This window comes from Desnuesiella massiliensis (assembly GCF_001403615.1).
Taxonomy (GTDB): Bacteria; Bacillota; Clostridia; order Clostridiales; family Clostridiaceae; genus Desnuesiella; species Desnuesiella massiliensis.
In genome coordinates, this window is sequence record NZ_LN879456.1 from 440,497 (window position 1) to 460,285 (window position 19,789).

Consider the following 19,789-nt stretch of genomic DNA (forward strand, 5'->3'; position numbering starts at 1 on the left):
AAAAATGAGTAAGCTATGCATAATTGAAGATGATTTTAAACTATGTGAATTAATTAAAGGTTATTTAGAAGAGAGTGGATATGATGTACATATAGTAGAGGATTTTATCAATATCGCAGAAGAAATAAATAGAGAAAAGCCAGATTTAATATTGTTAGATATAAATCTACCTTATTTTGATGGTTATTATGTCTGCCGGGATATTAGAAGTAAGTCTAATATTCCCATAATAATAATCTCTGCTAGAAGCGGGGAACGGGATCAGGTTTTAGCTATTGATTTAGGTGCTGACGATTTTGTGACTAAGCCTTTTAAGTTAGAAATACTACATTCAAAAATTAAGGCTGTTTTAAGGAGAACCTATGGAGAATACGCATATACCTCAAAGGAGACAAAAGAAAAGGTATTGTATTTAGAGGAAAAAGATTTTACTGTTCATTTTAAAGATAAAGCTATAGAGCTTACTAAAAATGAATTTAAGCTCATTAATAAGTTTCTATTAAACCCAGGAAAGGTAATTAAAAGAGGAGAGCTTTTTCAGGAGCTTTGGGATGAAGAGTGTTTTATTGATGAAAATACACTTACGGTGAATATAACCAGAGCTAAGAACATATTTAAAGAGCTAGGAATTTATAATATTATAAAAACTAAAAGAGGAGTAGGATATATTTTTGACCATAATGTAATAAAGGGGTTAGAGAATAATGAGGAACAGAATTAAAAGCTTTTTAATAGATAGACTTGTATACATAATATTTATGGTTGTAAATTCTTTATTACTGACAGCCTTCTATAGCTTTACCATAGGCCAGAAGGTGGAAATTATATATCCTTTTATAATAACCTTATTTCTTATGACCTCTTTGTTAATTATTGATTGGTTTAGGTATAGTGGCTTTTATAAAGATATACAAGCAATACAACTGGATAGACATCATAGGCTAAGAGCATGGACAAGAGAGCAGAAGGAGATGGCAAAAGCTATCAAATATATTACTTTAAAACATGAAGAAAAGGAGCAGGAGCTTTTAGCTGAATATAAAAATAAAATATATTTTTTAAGTGGCGCCATACATAAATTTAAAAATTATATTTCTGTAATTGGACTTATTATAGAAAAAAACAAGAGTAAGAACGAAGAATTGCAATTAGTTTTAAAGGATATAGCCTATGAAAATGATAATTTATATGATTCTTTAGAGCAAGTTTTAAATTATATAAGACTTGATAGCTTTAGTAATGATTTTGACCTTGCTAGAATTAATCTATATGATGAGATAAAAAGCATAATAAATACCAATAGAAATGCTTTTATAAATAATAATGTGTTTCCAGTGTTAGAGTGTGAAGATAGAAGCACCATAATATTGACTGATAAAAAGTGGAACAGAGTAGTAATAGAGCAAATCATAACAAATGCAATTAAATACAGTTCACTAAAGAAGGGTAATAAAAGCATATATTTTAATATTAAAAAGCAAGGGAATAATACATTCTTAACTATAAAAGATGAAGGGGTTGGAATATCCGACTATGATTTGAAAAAGGTATTTGAGCCTTTTTTTACAGGAGAAAATGGAAGAAAATTAAGAAATTCTACAGGGATAGGATTGTATATAGCTAGAGAAGTAGCCTGGAAGCTTAACCATGAAATATCTGCTGAGTCAAAAGTTAACATAGGCACAGAGGTAACTCTTAAATACCTTTCAAAAATGTAAGGTTATTTTCACTTAAATGAATTTTTATATGGAATAAATAATCTTAATATTATACTTGAAAGGAGATGACTTTTATGGAGATTTTAGAGGCAAAGAATTTAACGAAGATATATGGCAGTGAAAATGGTGAGGAATCTACAAGAGCATTAAATGGAATATCCTTTGCAGTAAGACAAGGTGAATTTGTAGGGATCATGGGGCCTTCAGGCAGTGGAAAAACAACCTTGCTCAATATATTAAGCGGCATTGACAGAGGAACCTCAGGAAAAGTAGAGATAAATAATAAGGATATATATAAAATGAGCAAAAAAGAGCTAGCTTTATTTAGAAGAAGGGAAATAGGCTATATATTTCAAGACTTTAATCTTTTAGATAGCTTAACCTTACAAGAAAATATAATGCTGCCAATGATTTTAGATGAAAAGTCACCAGAGGATATGGAGAAAAAGGCTAAGGAGCTTATGAAGCTTTTTGAGATATATGATATAAGTAATAAATATCCTTATAATATATCCGGAGGACAACAACAGAGAACCGCTGTGTGCAGGGCCCTTATGAACAGTCCTTCCATAATCTTTGGAGACGAGCCTACAGGGAACCTAGATTCAAAGTCTTCAAAAGGCATTATGGAATGCTTTGAAAAGATGAATAAAGAGCTTGAAGCCACTATTTTAATAGTAACTCATGATGTCTTTGCAGCCAGCTTTTGCAATAGGGTTATATTTATTAAGGACGGGGAGATTCATTCGGAAATAATTAAAAAAGGTACAAGAAAAGAATTCTTAGACAGCATTTTTAACTCCTTAGCTTTGCTTGGAGGTGAGGGCTATGAGGTTTAAGGATATTGCCATTAAAAATTTTAAGGGAAATATTAAAAAATATTTAGTTTATTATTTATGCAATAGCTTCATAGTAGCAACCTTTTTTATGTACTCAGTATTAATTTTTAATGAAAACCTATGGACAAGTTCTCAAGTAGAAAAGGGAGTTTTGCAGGTGCTAGTTATACCTAATGTGGCTTTAGCTCTATTTTCTTTGTTTTTTATAAGCTATGCTCATTCCTCCTTTATAAGGTGGAGAAAAAAAGAGTTTGGCGTGTATATGACCCTAGGTATGACAGTGGGAGACGTAAGAAAAATAATCATCTATGAAAATATAATAGTAGCTATAGGTTCAATATTGCTAGGGTGCATAACTGGCCTTGTTTTTTCAAGATTATTTTTCATAATTATAACATCCTTATTAGGAGTAAAGAGTATTAGTTATATCATAAGCTTTAAGAATTTTGCATTTTCAATAGGTATATTTAGCGCTATTTACTTAGCAAATTTAATAACTACCATAATATCTACCTATAAATTTGAAGTAATTAATCTTTTAAAAGCTGAAAGAAAGATTCAAAAAAATAGATTTAATAGTGTTATTTTATCAATAATGTCACTAGTTGTAATTATAGGTTCATTTATTTTTTTATATAGAAAATTTAATGAGGGAAATGGAGATATATTATTATTGATAACCATCATAATATCAATAGCTTTATACATCTTCATATCGCAACTAGGAGGTTTTTTAATAGATTATTTTAAAAGAAGAAAAGGTATATATTATAAAGAACTTTTATTTATAACTAGCTTAAATAGTAAGTTTAGACAGATCAAAAAAATAGTATTCATGCTTTCTCTTTTAGTTGCTGTAGTAATATTTTATACAGGAACTATGCTAAGCTTTTATGTAACCTCTGAAAAGGCTGCGGTGGATGAAAATATTTATCACTTATCTTATGCTGAAATTAGAGATAAAAATATAATAGTTCCAGATAGGTTAAAGACTATAGCTGAAAAAAATGATGAGAAAATAATAAATCACGAAGCCTTAGAATTCTTATATTACTATGGAACTATTGAAAGACCAAATGATGAAATTATAATGACGGATAAAGAAATAAATAAATTAGGAAAAACTAATCTTAATGTTACTAAAGGTAAATATATATTTTTAAATCAGTTTGAAAAAATGAATGAAAGTGAAAAGAAAAATTTTAAAAACTTTAATCTTAGACTTTCGTTTTATAATGAAATATATGAGTTATATAATCAGGAGAATGTTTTTAAGGCCGTATTCAATAGCAATAATTATAGTTATAATCATATTATGGTTTTAAATGAGGAGGATTATAATATTATTAAGGCACAAAAGCAATGCTATGAGATTGGAAGATTTCAATTATATAATTTTAATAACTGGAAGGATACTAAAGCTATAGTTGATGAACTAACAGAAGAGTTGTCTATAGCAAATAAAAATACAAAACCTTTTAATGCCAAGTATTTAAATGAAAGCGAGGATAGACTGTTAAAGGTTGCATCAAGAATAGAACATTATACTTATAATAAACAAGGAAGTATATTACTATTAGTTACTTGCTCATATTTAGGAATATTCTTTTTCCTGGCCATAGCTATAGTGCTATTTTTAAAATTACTAGCAGACGTAGACATTGATAAAAGAAAATTTAAGAGTCTATATAGAATAGGAATTACGGAGGAAGAAATAAGAAGGCTCATAGGCAGTGAGCTTAAACCCTTGCTTTTCATAGGAACAATTCTTGGAATAGTATTAGCTTTTGCTTATACTACAGTATTTAACAAAGATGCTTCTGTCGATTTAAAAAAGTATTTTATATACTCTAATATAATAGTTTCAGCTACATTTTTACTTATACAATTTTGTTATTACTTTTTATGTAAAAAGATTTATTGCGATGAGATATTAGAAGGATTAGAAAAGTATTTTTAATTTAAGTAGAAATCTCCTAATGCATAGAATGCCTTTAGGGGATTTTTGAATTGAAGTAAAAGTTTCTTAAGAACCTTTAACCAATTATTACACTTGATGACAAATAATAAACATTATGTTAAAATAATAACAATAATAAACAAGAGAGGATGCGTGAACAGATTGTCTACAGCAATGATAACTTCAAAATTATCGCATGAATTTACAATTAATATGTATACTAAGAAACCAAAGATCAATGAAGATGGTGATATGGTTTTCGAAAAAACTCGACTGCTTTTATTTTCAGGAATATTTCTTGTTTTAATATTTTCTCTGTGTGCCATTTTTATGGATTATTATGTTACTGAAATTATTGAAGAAAATGGAATTAATAGTAATATGACAGATATCTTATATATTTGTGGATATTCATTAACAGTACTGTTTGTATTGATAGGTATCAAACTAATCATAATGTTTTTTAAGTATAAAATAATACTTTCTAAGGATAAGATAACTTCAAAAAAGATGTTTTCTACAAGAACTATAAAGTTGTCTGACATAGAAACAATCATATTTTCTAATTTTAAAGGACTTGTTTTTAAAGGGGATAATTCTAAAATAGCATTTGGAAACTTCACAGCAGGATTAGTTGAAATTTTAAAATTTATAGATAAAAATATACCAAAACATAAATCCGAAACAGCACTAGTTAAGGGTAAAAAGATGTTGAAGAATAACGGGATTATAGTAATATTTGAATAAAAAATTTAAGGTAAAAGGCGTTATTTTGGTCCTTTATATTCCTTAATAGAATTCTTATCTAATTTATTTAGCAGATTTACAATAAAGGTTACTTCTTCATGGTCTAATATCCTGTTTATCTGTTTGCCAGGAGAAGTGACCACTGCCTCCTCAATTTTATCTGTAGTCAAATCTAAAAATATTTTCCCTTTATCTTTATTACCATACCAAACAAGAATAGCTAGCATAAGAATAACAAGTGTAATTAGTACTTTTCTCATGAAATCCCCCTCCATAGTACTAGTTATATTTTTAATATGAATTACATATGGAAAAGTTTGCGAATAAGGTTGTTGCAGCTTAAATTTAAAGACTACAAATAAATGCAATAGTCTTTTCATTTTCAAAATAGAAAATTCTTAATCTATTATCTTATTAATGCATGGGACAAATGATAGAATAATAGGACTAATGAAATTATACAATTATACTAGAAAGGTATAATAAACTAGCACAAGTAGATAATAAAAGAGAAACCTTATTTTAATATATAAATAAGATGACTAAAATTATCATGGAATATCTATGATTTTGGTTTTATGTAAAAAAGTTAGGGATAAAAATATAGAAGAAGAAAGGAAATAACATGGTAGAAAGAAAAGGAATAATAGAAACAGGATGGAACTTAGACAACAGTTACGCTCGTCTACCTAAATTATTTTTTACCAACTTGAGCCCAACCCCTGTGCCTTCACCGAGGTTGATCATTCTCAATGATGCTTTAGCAACATCCTTAGGGTTAAACGTCCAGTCTTTGCAAAGCAACGATGGAGTTGCTGTGTTTGCTGGCAATGACATTCCTGAAGCTGCGTTACCCCTGGCACAAGCTTATGCTGGCCATCAATTTGGGTATTTTACAATGTTAGGGGATGGCAGGGCTTTGCTCCTTGGAGAACAGATTACTCCCCAAGGTCAGCGATTTGATATTCAGCTTAAAGGCCCAGGCAAAACCCCCTATTCTCGAGGAGGGGATGGAAGAGCAGCCCTTGGACCTATGCTGCGTGAATATATCATCAGCGAAGCAATGCATGGGCTCGGTATTCCTACCACTCGCAGCCTAGCTGTGGTAACAACTGGTGAGTCAGTAATCCGTGAAACTGAGCAAACTGGTGCAATTCTTACCCGAGTGGCTGCTAGCCATATTAGAGTGGGAACTTTTCAATATGCTTCAAAATGGGGTACTGTCCAGGAACTTCAGGCTCTGGCTGATTACACATTACAAAGACATTTTCCAGAGGCTGCGGCAGGTGATAATCCATATCTTCTCTTGCTTAAGGAAGTGATTAAGGGTCAGGCCTTGCTCATTGCAAAATGGCAGTTGGTGGGCTTTATCCATGGAGTTATGAATACGGATAACATGACTATTAGTGGAGAAACCATTGATTATGGTCCTTGTGCCTTTATGGATACCTATGACCCAGCCACAGTGTTCAGTTCCATTGATGCTCATGGTCGTTATGCCTATGGCAATCAGCCCCATATTGCAGCATGGAATTTGGCAAGATTTGCTGAAGCTCTATTACCACTGCTTCATCACGATGAATCACAGGCTGTGAAAATTGCTGAGGATGCCATTTCAGATTTTGATGAACTATATCACAGCAATTGGTTAGAAGGTATGAGGGCAAAACTAGGAATGTTTAACCAAGAGCAACAGGATGAAAGCCTTATTGAAGACCTTTTAGGCATGATGAAGAAGTATGGTGCGGACTATACTAATACCTTCCGCGCATTAACTTTTGACAAGTTGGAAGATACGGCTCTATTTGGGACTAAGGAGTTTGCTCAGTGGTACGAGATATGGCAGGATAGAATAAGTAGACAGAAGGAATCAAAAGAGCGCTCCTATGAGCTTATGAAAAGTAGCAATCCTGCTGTAATCCCTCGCAACCACCGGGTAGAAGAGGCATTAGAAGCCGCAGTGAAATATGGAGACTACAGTGTAATGGAAAGGCTTCTTGCTGTTCTCGCATGCCCCTATGCATATTCCTCTGAACAGATAGAGTATTCTACACTACCTGCGAAATCGGATCGTCCTTATCGAACCTTTTGCGGTACCTAATACGAAAAATAATGAGAAATAAAAAAAACTCTTATATGAAAAAGGGCTTAATTAATAGCCCTTTTTTATTCTTCAGTATCTACTTATATGGAACATTGAAATGTCTCATAAGGATGTTTTTGAAGATGCCTTATATTTAAACGAAATTATATATGGTAATATATTATTAAGGAGCATATACGATTGTAGAGAAATAGTTTATCGTAACAGAAGCTTACATACCAGAAATGTTTTAGATAATATAATATTTAAGGGGGATACCAGTATGAAATTTATTGATTTGCATTGTGATACTATAAGCATATTACTAAACCAAGAGGAGCAGGAGCTTTATAGCAATTCTTTATCGGTGGATATAGAAAAACTAATAAAGGGAGAGGCCATGGCTCAGTTTTTTGCTTTGTTTTTTCCATTAAAAGAAGTTTCAAGTGCTTATGAAACAACCATGAAGCTTTATAAAAAATTCAAAGAACAGATAGATAAAAATACTGAATATATAGAACATGTAAGAAACTATAATGAACTTATGGCCACTGGAAAGTCAGGAAAGATAGGAGCTTTTCTTACCATAGAAGAAGGGGGAGCTATAGAAGGTAGTTTAGATAAGTTAAAGGAATTTTATGATATAGGAGTAAGACTCATAACTTTAACTTGGAATTATGAAAATGAAATTGGATTTCCACATAAAATTGCTGAGCCTGCTACAAGAGGATTAAAGGATTTTGGCATAGAGGTAGTAAGGGAAATGAACAGACTAGGTATGGTAATAGATGTATCTCATTTAAATGACAATGGATTCTATGATGTCATAAAGCACTCTTCAAAGCCCTTTATTGCATCACACTCAAATTCAAGAGAAGTCTGGGGTGCTTCTAGGAATCTCACTGATGACATGATAAAAAAGCTTAGTGAAGCTGGAGGAGTGGCTGGACTTAACTTTTGCTTAAGTTTTATGGGACAAGGTGATATTACCACTCTTGATCATATGGTAAAGCATATAGAACGTATGGTGAAGGTTGGAGGCATAGATGTAATCTCCTTAGGTAGCGATTTTGATGGAATTGGTAATAAAGTAGAAATTAATGATGCTTCTGAAATGGGAAAATTAGCATGGGCTCTTCATAAAAAAGATTTTAGTGATGATGATATAGAAAAAATATTCAATAAAAATGCTTTGAGGGTAATAAGGGATGTAATGAAGTAATAGGTTATAGTCAGATGTGGAAATAACTCATGCAGTTATTAAAAAGGATAAAAGGGTACATTCAATAAATAAAGGAACATTCATAGATTTATTTACGTAAATTTAAGGATGTTCCTTTATTAACGTTATAGTAAAGACTTTTTTGTATTGAAAAAATATTCTTTGCAATTACTATTTATTGACAAACTAACGTTGTTAGTTTATTATAAAGGTATGCTAACATTGTTAGTTAGGAGGGTGGAACTTGAAGAGAGTTTTTGATGAAAATTTAAAACAGGCTAATACAAAGGAGAAAATAATAACTGTATCTATACAGGAGTTTGCAACTAAAGGTTATGATAATGCATCAATACGAAAAATAGCTGAGATTGTAGGTATTAAAGGGAGCTCCATATATAATCATTTCAATAGCAAAGAAGAGATTCTTGAGGAGATATTTAAATATTATAGAAAAAATTTTTATCAAGGTGAAAGGGTATTTGATATAAATAAAGGTCATATTAAAGAAAATTCAATCCCCGCTATGCTAAAACAAGGGCTATATAGTGTTGTAGCTACTCTTAAAAAGCCAGAAATCACTAATATTTTAAATATTATCATCAAGGAACAATTTAAAAATCAAAAGATTAGAGAGTTTTTTTGGGAAGAATTTATTCAAAAGCCAAGAAGCTTTATGGAAAATTTTCTTGTGGAGCTTATGGAAAAAGGCCTTATTAAAAAAGGAGATCCCCATTTACTTTCGCAGGAATTTCATGCTTTTTCAATTTATAAAATGTATGAAGAATTTATGCTAAAGAATATGAATAATATTGATATGGATGGACTTCAAAAGCAGATAAGCGAGCATATAGACTTTTTCTGGGATAGCATTACTAATAAATAGTTTTGGAGGAATGAGAATGGAGAGGGTAAATTATTCTGAAATATCAAATAGCACCTTAACAAAAATGTTAAACAAGTCAATAGCCCTTCTTATTGAAGACTTTATAAAAATAGCTCTTAAAGATTTTTCTTCAGCTAAAAGTATCATCACTATAGCGCTAAAACAAAAAAATACAGAGCGCATAAGAAATGAATTTGAAGAAAATGGACTGCATGTGCCGCCTTTTATGATAGCATCTATTACAAGTACCTGCAATCTAAAATGTAAGGGATGTTATGATAGAATCAAAGATCATCCTTGTTCTTCAGAACTCAATGAAGAGCAGTGGAGAGATATTTTTCTCCAGGCAAGGGAGTTAGGAATAGCTTTTATACTGTTAGCAGGTGGAGAGCCACTTATGAAAAGTAACATCATCAAAGAGTGCATAAAGTTTCCTGAAATCATCTTTCCCATGTTTACAAATGGACTTTTAATCAATAAAGAGTGGGTTGATTTTTTTGCTTCCTGTAGAAATTTAATACCTGTAATAAGCATAGAAGGAGATAGAAATCAAACCAATAACCGAAGAGGCGAAAAGGTTTTTGAAAAAATTTCTCAAAGTTTTGATTTGCTTAAAGAGAGAAGTATATTCTATGGAATATCAATAACTCTTACCTCAGAAAATATAGAAAGTGTTATGGAGGAAGGGTTTATAAAAAATCATATAAATAAGGGTTGTAGGGTATTCTTCTTTATCGAATATATTCCTTTTGATTCTAGTACAGAAAATCTAGTGTTATCTGAAGCTCAAAGGATATTCCTTGATGGTAAACTCAGAGAATTAAGAGAAAAATATAAGGGCATATTTATAGCTTTTCCAGGAGATGAGAAGGAATTTGGTGGATGCTTAGCTGCTGGCAGAGGGTTTATTCATATTAATTCAATAGGAGCAGTGGAACCATGCCCCTTTGCCCCTTATTCAGATGTTAATTTAAAAAGCTTAACTCTTAAAGAGGCATTAAAATCGCCACTATTAAATGAAATAAAAAGTATGCATGGACTGCTAAAGGAGCATAAAGGAGGATGTGCACTCTTTGAAAATAAAGCACTTGTAGAGGAGATTACCAAAAACTACGAATCTTATAAATAAGCACGTTATATTACTGAAATGAAAACCCACATACAAAATTCAAAAGGAGTATTCAATAAACCTAAAGTTGAATACTTCTTTTTCTATGTATACATAAGTATTTTAAATCAATAGAATATTATGTATAATTAATGTAAATATACAACTAGAAAACCGATATATTTACAAAGCTTTATATAGGGGGAAGAAAAATGGTCAGTAATAGTGAAATGTTTATACAAGCTTTAGAAAGCAGAGGACATTATGAATAGCGGAATACTTTATCTTTGAAGTCTATTGATACAAGAAGAAGTCCAGCTTAGGAAAATCTTAATAATTTATCAAGAATAAAATAATATTCTCTATGAGATTTAGTGGTAAAATAATATATTGCAGATAAGAGAGGTGAATACTGTGAACGGAAGAGTACTTGTGGTAGATGATGAACAGGAAATTGCAGATTTGGTAGAGTTATATTTAAAAAATGAAAATTATATTGTTTATAAATTTTATTCTGCGAAAGACGCTTTAGATTGTATTTCAAAGAATAAAATCGACCTTGCTATTTTAGATGTTATGCTTCCTGAAATAAGCGGTTTTACAATTTGCCAAAAGATCAGAGAAAAATATACTTATCCAGTGATTATGCTTACGGCAAAGGAAGAAGAAATTGACAAAATTACTGGATTGACACTGGGTGCAGATGACTATATTACAAAGCCTTTTCGTCCATTAGAATTAGTGGCAAGAGTTAAGGCGCAGTTACGCAGATATTTGAAATATAATATAGCTCCAGAACAAGATGAAAATATCATTATTCACTCTGGATTAGTCCTCAATATAGATACACATCAGTGTCTGTTGAATGAAAAACCATTAACACTTACCCCTACTGAATTTTCTATATTGAGGATACTGTGTCAGCGAAAAGGTAATGCTGTCAGCGCAGAAGAATTATTCCATGAAATCTGGGGCGATGAGTATTTTAGCAAAAGCAATAATACTATCACCGTCCATATCAGGCATTTAAGAGAAAAAATGAATGATTCCGTGGAAAATCCAAAATACATTAAAACCATATGGGGAGTAGGATATAAAATTGAAAAATAAAAGAAAAAGACCTGATTATTTAAAATTAAAACGTAAAATATTTTTTCAGATGCTATTCATCATATTAGCTTCGGTTTTTGCTGTTTTGCTTTTACGTTCTTTATGGAGAGGGAATATTGGAGAGTGGATTGTTCGATTTTTAGAAAAGACTTTTTTACTAGATTATGAGGATGCATTTAAAATTTATCACTACACTTTCCGTAATAATTTAAATATTTTTATATTTATAACAATTATCATATTTTTTCTCATATTCTTTCGTTTGTCTCTTTCCTGGTTTACAAAATATTTCGATGAAATGAATGATAGTATTGACGCTTTAATAAGAGGGGAAAACAAAGACATTGAGATGTCACCAGAGATGGGTTTTATGGAAAACAAGTTAAATGCCTTAAAACAAACCTTGGAAATAAGGGAACATAATGCACAGCAAGCGGAACAGAGAAAAAATGATTTGGTAATGTATTTAGCTCACGATATAAAGACACCCTTAACTTCTGTCATTGGGTATTTGAGTTTGCTTGATGAGGCCCCGGATATGCCCATTGAACAAAAGGCAAAATATATAGGAATTACCTTAGAAAAAGCATATGGTTTAGAAAAACTGATCAACGAGTTTTTTGAAATTACACGATACAATTTTCAAACAATTACTTTAGAAAAAGAAACCATTGACCTGTACTATATGCTGGTTCAAATGACAGATGAATTCTATCCCTTGCTTGAACCACACGGAAAGAAAGCTGTAATCCATGCTGATGAAAATATAACCATATATGGAGATCCAATTAAATTAGCAAGAGTATTTAATAATATTTTAAAAAACGCCGTGGCTTATAGTGACGATAACAGTACTATTGACATTTCGGCGGAAGTTCAAAAGCATAATATTGTAATATCTTTTAAAAATACAGGAAAAACAATTCCTAAAGAAAAGCTTACCTACATATTTGAAAAATTTTTTAGGTTGGATGAAGCCCGAACAACAAATACTGGTGGCTCTGGCTTAGGATTGGCCATAGCAAAAGAAATTATCACATTACATGGTGGAACAATTTCTGCGGAAAGCAGTAATGGGGTCACTGTTTTTAACGTTGCTTTACCCATTAAGCAGCATGAGCCAGAAAAAGCATAAATATATAAAGTTATTAGTCTTAATAGAATATCAATTTTATCTTTATCTTTTCTTAATAATTAAACAATTTCATATTAAAGTTTAGCCTGTTCATTTTCGGTAGAATGATTTTATCGATATGAACAGGCTTTTCTTTATTAAGCTGCACTTCGACCTGTTTGAAACAAGCTGTTATTATAGTCATTAAATTGAAAGCCGACTCCACTAAAAAGTATTAGTTTAGAAGAAAGGAATTTAATATGTTAAGAAAAATAAAGAAAAAAAGTAGTTATTTAAAAGTCAGTCTATTTATTTTTATGTTCGCTTGTATAGCAATTTTATTACTTCAATGGAAGACAGTGCTGTTTAACAAAACATATTTACCTAGAGAAGTAGATACGGCTAAAAAAGAGTATGATGATAAAATACTAGAAAAAAATCAAGATCCTAAAAAAAATCAGAAGCAAGAAGCCATTGATATTAAGACAAATAAACTGTATAGTCCAAATGCCATTTTGTCAGATTTAAAGGGTAATCAAGTGCTAATGGAAAAGAACTCTAATGGAAAAATATATCCAGCCTCATTAACCAAAATAATGACTGCCATTCTTGTAATTGATACTGTATCAGATGTTAATCAGACCATAAAACTTTCATCTGATATTTTCCCAGGATTATATGCTTCAGATGCTTCAATGGCTGGATTTTTGCCTAATGAGAAAGTGAAAGTTATTGATTTACTGTATGGAGTATTGCTGCCCTCTGGTGCAGAGGCCTGTCTTGGATTAGCTAACGAAATTGCGGGTTCAGAAGAAAACTTCGTGAAGATGATGAACGAAAAAGCAGTTAAATTAGGGATGAAAGGTACACATTTTCGTAACTCAACAGGATTACAGGATAGTCAGCATTATACCACCGTAAAGGATATGGCTATTTTACTACAGTATGCACTTCAAAACAATGTGTTCCGTAAGATCTATACCAGTAATAGGTATAGCACCAAACCAACAAACCTGAATCCCCATGGAATAACTTTTTACAATACCATGTTTAAATATATGGATCGTACAGATGTAACTGGAGGAAAAATATTGGGAGGAAAAACAGGGTATACAGAAGAAGCAGGGTTGTGTCTTGCCAGCTTAGCAGTTGTGAATGGAAAGGAATACATCATGGTAACTGCCGGTGCAAATGGAAATCACAAGACAAAGCAATTCCATATTCTAGATGCGTTTAATATCTATAACCAAATAGGACAAGTGAGTCATTAGATATTAAAGGTTCCATAAAAAATATAAGAAAAAACAGAATGCAATATGTAGTTGTATCGCATAATCACATGATATGAAGCAATAAGGAGGAAAAGGTAATGAATAAATCAAAAGAGTTTGAGATGATATTCGAGAGTACTTTTAAAGGCATTACAAATGAGGTTTCGGTATGGCCTGATTTCAGTTACAGGAAAGAGAATAGAATTAAAGGTAGCCTGCACAGGAAAAAGAAAGTTGCAGTTTTATTTGGAGGCTGTTCTACTGAATATGAAATTTCACTTCAATCTGCTCATGCCATAATTACTCATATGGACAAAAATTTATATGATCCTGTCTTAATCGGTATTACTAAAAACGGCGAATGGTATCTTTATAAGGGAAAAGTTGATAATATACCTAATGATACATGGTTTTCGGTAGAAACTTGTATCCCGGCGGTCTTCTCTCCTAGTAAACACTTGCATGGCATTGTGACTTTTGGAAAAGAGGAAGTTAATATCATCCAATTAGATGCTGCTTTTCCGGTATTACATGGGAAAAATGGAGAGGATGGTACAGTACAGGGAATATTGCAATTGGCCAGTATTCCTATTGTTGGCTGTGATAGTCTTTGTTCAGCTCTTTGCATGGATAAAGATATGGCACATAGAGTTGTGCATGCTGCAGGTATAAAAACACCTCGTTCCTATGTTCTGCAAAATAAAATGGATATAGGTATAGCATTGGCAGAAGCAGAAGACCTTGGTTATCCACTTTTTGTCAAGCCTGTAAAGGCTGGATCGTCCTTTGGTATAACGAAAGTTAGCAGTAAGAATACACTTCCTCAGGCAATCAAAATAGCATTTGAATATGATAATCGGGTAATTATTGAAGAAAGTATTAATGGTTTCGAGGTTGGGTGCGCTGTTTTGGGTACGGATGAACTTATCATCGGAAATGTTGATGAAATAGAGTTATCACAAGGCTTTTTCGATTACACAGAAAAATATACCATGAAGACCTCTCATATTCATGTTCCAGCGAGAATTTCCTATGAAAAAGCAGAGGAAATTAAAAAGACCGCTACTGCAATCTACAAAGTCTTAGGATGCAGTGGATTTGCAAGAGTAGATATGTTTTTAACATTGGATGGAGATATTGTCTTTAATGAGGTAAATACAATCCCTGGTTTTACCTCTCATAGTCGCTATCCAAATATGTTGAAAAGCATTGGATTTTCTTTTGAGGAAATCATTAGGAAACTTATTGAATTGGCGGTGAGAAAATGAAAATTTTATTATTGGGGCATATGGCTATAGGGCAACAGCATAGAGGGGCTCATTGCTACAATATGGAGGCATAAACATGAGATTATTTTCAATGAAGACTGCTCTTATGAGTATCCTAAGAAAGAAATATAACTTTTGTAAAGGTAGAGCGTGGATGGAGATTGATTTGAACAGTTTACGTCATAATATTCAGGTTTTACAGAACTTATTGCCGGCGACCTGCGAACTTATGCCAGCGGTTAAAGGTGATGCCTACGGGCATGGGGCTGTTAGAATATCAAAGGAACTGAATGCGCTGGGAATAAGAGCCTTTTGTGTGGCTTCTATAATAGAAGGTGTAAACTTGCGTAAAGGCGGTGTTAAAGGGGAAATTTTGATTTTAGGCTATACACATCCATCGCAATTTTTCTTACTGAAACAGTTTCGACTTATGCAGACAGTGGTTGATTATGAATACGCTCAAATGCTCAATAGATATGGAAAGAAAGTGAAAGTACATATTAAAATTGATACCGGTATGCATCGTTTAGGAGAGCGTGCTGAAAATATTACTTATGTTGCAAAGATGTTCCAATGCCATAACTTAATCATTGATGGAATTTTTACTTATTTATGTGTGGCCGATAGCCTTATTAAATCGGATGAGGATTTTACACATTTACAAATTGATAGATTTTATAGAATGATAGAAGAATTAGAAAAAATTGGATTCAAGTGTTCTAAAAAGCATATTCAAAGCAGTTATGGCGTATTGAATTATCCTGAATTAGAATGCAATTATGCAAGAATTGGAATAGCCATGTACGGGGTATTAAGCAGTTCAAGGGATAAAACAAAATATGCTGTGGATTTAAAACCTATCTTGTCAATTAAGGCGAGGGTTGCGGCCATTAAAGAACTGTTACAAGGGGAAACTGTTGGATATGGACTACAATTCACAGCCTTTAAAAACATGACAATTGCAATTATATCCATAGGCTACGCAGACGGTATTCCACGCAGTCTATCCTGTGGGGTTGGTAATGTACTTATCAATGGAGAAAAGGCACCTATTATTGGACGTATTTGTATGGATCAAATGATTATTGATGTTTCCAGTATATGCAATGTAAAACAAAATGATATAGCTACTATTCTTGGAAAATCTGGAGACTTAGAAATAACAGCGGGAGAAATTGCGGAACAAGCTCATACTATTACAAATGAGATATTAAGCAGGCTAGGAGGGCGGTTTGATAAGATTTACTGCTATAAATAACAAAGAATAGTTCTGATTTTTCTAGACAAAATATTATAATATAAACTTTAAAATAAATCAGTGATTGGAAGGATATATATGAAAGACGAACTATTAAGATTTTGTAATTCTATAAAAATAGAATATGTGGGAATAGCGCCTTCAGAACCATACTATGATTTTGAAAAAGTCTGGAGAAGGCAGATTGAAAAAGGATATATATCGGGGTTCGAGGAAAAGCATGTTGAAAAAAGGATTCATCCCAGCTTAACCTTAGAAGATGTAAAATCAGTGATAGTTTGCCTATTTCCTTATTATATAGGGAATGTAGAGGAAGCTACTATATCTAAATATGCTTATAGCATAGATTATCATATAATAATAAGGAGTAAGCTTGAAGATATAGGGAAATTTTTATGTGAGAAAATAGAAGGTTTTAATTATAGAGCTTTTGTAGATACAGGACCTTTAAGCGATAGATACTTAGCATATAAAGCGGGACTCGGTTTTTGGGGAATTAATAACCATATAATAACAGATAAATATGGCTCTTATGTGTTCATAGGCTATATTTTAAACAATTATCCTTTTGAGCATGATAAGCCACAGGAACGAACCTGTTATCAGTGCTTTAACTGTGTAAGAAAGTGCCCTGGTCAGTGTATATTAGGGGACTTTACTATAAACCCTTTAAAATGTAGGTCCTATATAACCCAAAAAAAGCGGGAACTTTCTACTGTGGACATAGAAATATTAAAAAAGAATAATTTAGTATGGGGTTGCGATATTTGCCAAGAAGTATGCCCCCATAATCTAAAGATAGAAAAAACCTTATTAGAAGAGTTCAAGGAAAATTTAATGTACAGTATGGATTATGAGGAGTTAGATCAAATATCTAATAAGGAATTCATAAGAAGATATAGAAATAGAGCTTTTAGTTGGAGAGGAAGAGGAGTTTTGATGAGAAACTATGAACTGTTACATAAGTAGCTAACATAAGATATACACAGATTTAATTTACCCAAATTTACGTTTAGTCTTTAAAAAGATGTAGTAAATTAACAAAGATAACCTTACTGCATCTTTTCTTTTTTTAACAAAGTATTACCTTCACTTAGTTTCCCCACAAACAAAAACATCAATGAAATAAAATTGCTTAACAATTATGGATATTTATGGTAAAATAATAATGAAGGAACTAACGTTTGTGTAATGCTGAAAGGGGAATAAAAATGGGTGAAAGTAATAATGTGTTAAAGAAGAATCAAGGTATATTTATTTATGAATATAGTTATTTGATTAAAGATATAACAGCCTGCTTTTATATAAAAGGCTTTACCCATGAAGAACTTACAGATATGGCCTATGAATATCTTCAGGGAATATTGGCCTATAAAGGTTTTATTTCGGAACAAAACATTGCTAAATTTATTGATGAAGAATTAAGAAGCTATTTTAAAGCTATCATAGACAAAGCTACCAGAAGTTATTTTAAAAGAAGATGGAGAAAAGAGATTTAGTAACAAATTTCAATATATAAGCATATTCTGCTAGTAGAAAACAGTTTAGCAGGAGAAGTTTAATGGAACATTCTAGAATAAAAAGGCTATCAGTAAATTTAGATGAAGATATTATTAAAATTGCAGAGGAAAAAGCAAAGATTTTGTTTAAAGGGAATATGGACAATTATATTAATTGGCTAATATGCAGTAATAATAAAAACAATGTAAAAAATCTTTTATGGAAAAAAGAAAGGGAAATAGAGAAGACTAAGCCTATGATCATTGAAGGCACTGAAAAGACAGCAATGTATAATAATATCTGTGATTTTTGTAAAAAGGGAATATACCAAGGAGATGAAATATGTAAGGCCGAAGGCTACCAAAACTATCTCCATAAAAAATGTTGTAAAAAATGAAATAGCCAAAGTAACAAGGAATCTAGCCAAATAATTTAGTTAGATTCCTTTCTTTATATTTTTATAACGCATTTCTTTAAGCGGTGTTACTTTTTTCAAGCATCAAATCCATAAAGGAAAGCATTTTAATAATATTCAAAGCAGCTTTATCATCGACATAAGTCCAGGTAAAGCTGTATCCTGGAAAAAGCTGACACAGATTATATTCACCATTATAGATAACAGTAAGAAATTGTGGCTTTCTTGTGCCTGTTTTATCTGTTTGTGTGCAATATCCGCAACTGTTACATTTTTTTGTATTTAAAATCACAAAATCCTTTAATTCACTATCCATTTCATTAAAGTGAAGCAGTAGGTCTTTAAACCTTGGAATTCTTAATCCAAATACAATTTGATTTTTCTTTTTATAATCATAATAAATTGAAATACCACCATATGTCTTTTCTAAGCAAGAGGCTTTGAGGGGTTCATCCTTTTTGCCATAATTCTTCACCCAATCTAGTGAAATTTCATTGCCCCTGATATCCACGCGCTCATAGCCATTTTGCTCAAAGAAATCCTCCAGAACTTGAAATGCAGATTTATTTTCTAATAGGTTCTTAAAGATATCACTAGTATAAGAATATGTACTATCAAACATACAGCGTGAAAACAGAAGTAGTGAATCTTTATTACTTTTCAAAGAGGTACCTACAAGCAACTTCCAAGCATAAATCATATCCGGATATTCATCACTCCAAAAGACAAATTCATCTTTACGATTTTCACTTTTTAATCCCAGGTTATCAAGTTTTGAAAGTGTTTTACTTATAACCTTCATATGAATTTTGCTAACATATAGCTTATTATTTTTTGCTACTCCATGCTCCCCAATCTTGAATAGTAGTATATAAAAATCATCAATTTTTTTCTTATATTTTCTCATGGTTTCAATTAATTCAGGTTTTCGATTTTGAAACTCCCAATCCTCATAATAGTCATCTGGTACCATAGAAATATCCAGCAGCTCAGGATTATTATAAAGCTTTAATAAAATGTTCTTCATAAAGCTATAAAATTGATACTGCGAATGCTCTGTAGCTGCCTCAGATTTAACTGGTATAAATTTTGGAAATGTTCCAACGTAACTATATATTATACGTTGGGAAAGATTATCGAAATTTTTACCAATTTTATTTTCCATTTATATCACCTCATAAAAAATATTACCTCTTTACACCTTAATTGAATTTATTCAACATTTATAATAGAAATCCTTTAAAGCAAGATACTATAATTATATATAATAGATATTAATTAAAATATTTTAAG

Annotated in this window: 19 protein-coding genes; 17 read left to right on the forward strand and 2 right to left on the reverse strand. The window is 31.6% G+C overall.

The window, feature by feature from the left end; all coding sequences use genetic code 11:
• The first annotated feature begins 4 nt into the window (after nucleotides 1-4).
• From BN2665_RS12740 to BN2665_RS12760, 5 genes are all read left to right on the forward strand, one after another.
• Nucleotides 5-721, forward strand: a complete 717-nt coding sequence (locus BN2665_RS12740; protein WP_055668393.1) for a response regulator transcription factor — start codon at nucleotides 5-7, stop codon at nucleotides 719-721.
• Complete coding sequence (locus BN2665_RS12745; RefSeq protein ID WP_055667494.1) at nucleotides 705-1,718, forward strand: sensor histidine kinase; 1,014 nt, start codon at nucleotides 705-707, stop codon at nucleotides 1,716-1,718. Before BN2665_RS12740 ends, BN2665_RS12745 begins: the two co-directional genes overlap by 17 nt.
• Before the next feature lie 74 nt (nucleotides 1,719-1,792).
• Nucleotides 1,793-2,557, forward strand: a complete 765-nt coding sequence (locus BN2665_RS12750; protein ID WP_055667495.1) for an ABC transporter ATP-binding protein — start codon at nucleotides 1,793-1,795, stop codon at nucleotides 2,555-2,557.
• Nucleotides 2,547-4,517, forward strand: coding sequence for an FtsX-like permease family protein (locus tag BN2665_RS12755; protein WP_055667496.1), 1,971 nt, complete (start codon nucleotides 2,547-2,549; stop codon nucleotides 4,515-4,517). Before BN2665_RS12750 ends, BN2665_RS12755 begins: the two co-directional genes overlap by 11 nt.
• Before the next feature lie 153 nt (nucleotides 4,518-4,670).
• Nucleotides 4,671-5,264, forward strand: a complete 594-nt coding sequence (locus BN2665_RS12760; RefSeq protein WP_154674939.1) for a hypothetical protein — start codon at nucleotides 4,671-4,673, stop codon at nucleotides 5,262-5,264.
• Nucleotides 5,265-5,284: 20 nt separating this feature from the next.
• Here the strand turns inward: BN2665_RS12760 and BN2665_RS12765 are convergent, their stop codons facing one another.
• Nucleotides 5,285-5,524, reverse strand: a complete 240-nt coding sequence (locus BN2665_RS12765; RefSeq protein WP_055667498.1) for a hypothetical protein — start codon at nucleotides 5,522-5,524, stop codon at nucleotides 5,285-5,287.
• A gap of 365 nt (nucleotides 5,525-5,889) precedes the next feature.
• Between BN2665_RS12765 and BN2665_RS12770 the strand changes: the two genes are divergently transcribed.
• The 12 genes from BN2665_RS12770 (at nucleotide 5,890) to BN2665_RS12825 (ending at nucleotide 18,478) form a co-directional block, all read left to right on the forward strand.
• Nucleotides 5,890-7,365 carry a protein adenylyltransferase SelO gene (locus BN2665_RS12770; protein WP_055667499.1) on the forward strand — a complete coding sequence of 492 codons (1,476 nt, stop codon included), beginning with the start codon at nucleotides 5,890-5,892 and terminating at the stop codon, nucleotides 7,363-7,365.
• A gap of 265 nt (nucleotides 7,366-7,630) precedes the next feature.
• Nucleotides 7,631-8,569, forward strand: a complete 939-nt coding sequence (locus BN2665_RS12775) for a dipeptidase (RefSeq protein WP_055668394.1) — start codon at nucleotides 7,631-7,633, stop codon at nucleotides 8,567-8,569.
• Nucleotides 8,570-8,813: 244 nt separating this feature from the next.
• Nucleotides 8,814-9,452, forward strand: a complete 639-nt coding sequence (locus tag BN2665_RS12780) for a TetR/AcrR family transcriptional regulator (protein ID WP_055667500.1) — start codon at nucleotides 8,814-8,816, stop codon at nucleotides 9,450-9,452.
• Nucleotides 9,453-9,468: 16 nt separating this feature from the next.
• Nucleotides 9,469-10,581: a radical SAM protein gene (locus tag BN2665_RS12785; RefSeq protein WP_055667501.1), complete on the forward strand. Its 1,113-nt coding sequence runs from the start codon at nucleotides 9,469-9,471 to the stop codon at nucleotides 10,579-10,581.
• Nucleotides 10,582-10,974: 393 nt separating this feature from the next.
• Nucleotides 10,975-11,670, forward strand: a complete 696-nt coding sequence (gene vanR, locus BN2665_RS12790) for a VanR-ABDEGLN family response regulator transcription factor (protein ID WP_055667502.1) — start codon at nucleotides 10,975-10,977, stop codon at nucleotides 11,668-11,670.
• The gene (vanS, locus tag BN2665_RS12795) at nucleotides 11,654-12,805 is read left to right on the forward strand and encodes a vancomycin resistance histidine kinase VanS (protein ID WP_055667503.1); all 1,152 of its coding nucleotides are present in this window, start codon (nucleotides 11,654-11,656) and stop codon (nucleotides 12,803-12,805) included. The genes vanR and vanS overlap by 17 nt, the downstream gene beginning before the upstream one ends.
• A gap of 239 nt (nucleotides 12,806-13,044) precedes the next feature.
• Nucleotides 13,045-14,055, forward strand: a complete 1,011-nt coding sequence (locus BN2665_RS12800; RefSeq protein ID WP_055667504.1) for a D-alanyl-D-alanine carboxypeptidase family protein — start codon at nucleotides 13,045-13,047, stop codon at nucleotides 14,053-14,055.
• A gap of 98 nt (nucleotides 14,056-14,153) precedes the next feature.
• Nucleotides 14,154-15,323 carry a D-alanine--D-serine ligase VanG gene (gene vanG, locus BN2665_RS12805; protein WP_242865948.1) on the forward strand — a complete coding sequence of 390 codons (1,170 nt, stop codon included), beginning with the start codon at nucleotides 14,154-14,156 and terminating at the stop codon, nucleotides 15,321-15,323.
• A gap of 76 nt (nucleotides 15,324-15,399) precedes the next feature.
• The gene (gene vanT / locus BN2665_RS12810) at nucleotides 15,400-16,581 is read left to right on the forward strand and encodes a serine racemase VanT catalytic subunit (RefSeq protein ID WP_154674940.1); all 1,182 of its coding nucleotides are present in this window, start codon (nucleotides 15,400-15,402) and stop codon (nucleotides 16,579-16,581) included.
• 78 nt (nucleotides 16,582-16,659) lie between these two features.
• Nucleotides 16,660-17,550 carry a tRNA epoxyqueuosine(34) reductase QueG gene (queG, locus tag BN2665_RS12815; RefSeq protein ID WP_055667505.1) on the forward strand — a complete coding sequence of 297 codons (891 nt, stop codon included), beginning with the start codon at nucleotides 16,660-16,662 and terminating at the stop codon, nucleotides 17,548-17,550.
• A gap of 242 nt (nucleotides 17,551-17,792) precedes the next feature.
• Entirely contained in the window at nucleotides 17,793-18,080 is a 288-nt protein-coding gene (locus BN2665_RS12820; RefSeq protein WP_055667506.1) for a hypothetical protein, read from the forward strand.
• 62 nt (nucleotides 18,081-18,142) lie between these two features.
• Nucleotides 18,143-18,478 carry a hypothetical protein gene (locus BN2665_RS12825; RefSeq protein ID WP_055667507.1) on the forward strand — a complete coding sequence of 112 codons (336 nt, stop codon included), beginning with the start codon at nucleotides 18,143-18,145 and terminating at the stop codon, nucleotides 18,476-18,478.
• Between the two features lie 76 nt (nucleotides 18,479-18,554).
• Here the strand turns inward: BN2665_RS12825 and BN2665_RS12830 are convergent, their stop codons facing one another.
• Nucleotides 18,555-19,661: a hypothetical protein gene (locus BN2665_RS12830; RefSeq protein WP_055667508.1), complete on the reverse strand. Its 1,107-nt coding sequence runs from the start codon at nucleotides 19,659-19,661 to the stop codon at nucleotides 18,555-18,557.
• Nucleotides 19,662-19,789 lie beyond the last annotated feature (128 nt).